Origin of the sequence: Helicobacter sp. MIT 00-7814 (genome assembly GCF_003364115.1) — a bacterium.
GTDB lineage: Bacteria > Campylobacterota > Campylobacteria > Campylobacterales > Helicobacteraceae > Helicobacter_F.
Genome location: NZ_NXLL01000076.1, coordinates 1 through 654 on the forward strand (window position 1 = coordinate 1; position 654 = coordinate 654).

At 42.8% G+C, this 654-nt stretch carries 1 protein-coding gene; it reads right to left on the reverse strand.

Going from position 1 to position 654, the window contains the following annotated elements:
• Positions 1 to 654, reverse strand: a 654-nt coding sequence (locus CQA49_RS10235; RefSeq protein ID WP_220271753.1) for an apolipoprotein A1/A4/E family protein, incomplete at both ends; no start/stop codon positions are given.

Genomic DNA, 654 nt, shown 5'->3' on the forward strand with positions numbered 1-654 from the left:
TAGCCCACCATTTGGGATTGTCATTTTTTGATTTGCAGTAACCTTTAAAAATGCGCCTTTTGTCTGTCCTAGCTGTCCTGCACCGCTTGGATTTCCAGCCCCACCATTTGCACTTAAGAGATTCCCAAAGCTCACAGCACCACCTGCGGTGTTTGAGTTTGTGCCACCTGTGCCACCTTGAATAAACACATAATAATCGCTAACGCCATTTACTAGGCTAAAAGTCGTGCTTGAAGTGTAGGTTTTGCTTTGAAAATTGCTTCCTAAGGCTTGATTGCTTGCTTTGATTTCATTGCAAAGCTGGGTGAGATTTGCCACTTGTGCGGGAATATCATTGCGGATTTCTGCCAAATAAGAATCCTTAATGCCTTGCATATCGTTGCTACTTTGCTCTTTTTGCGTGATAAGGGCTTGAATATGTTCGTTTTTCTTTGTCTCTAGCGTTGCAGTGTGTTCGTCTGTCTTTGTTTGAAGTGTAGCAATATGCGTATTTGTGGCACTCTCTAGGGCTTGGGTGTGTTCGTTTTTCTTTGTCTCTAGCGTTGCAGTGTGCTCATCAGTCTTTGTTTGAAGTGTAGCAATATGCGTATTTTTGGCACTCTCTAGGGCTTGGGTGTGTTCGTTTTTCTTTGTTTGTAAGGTAGCTAAATGCGT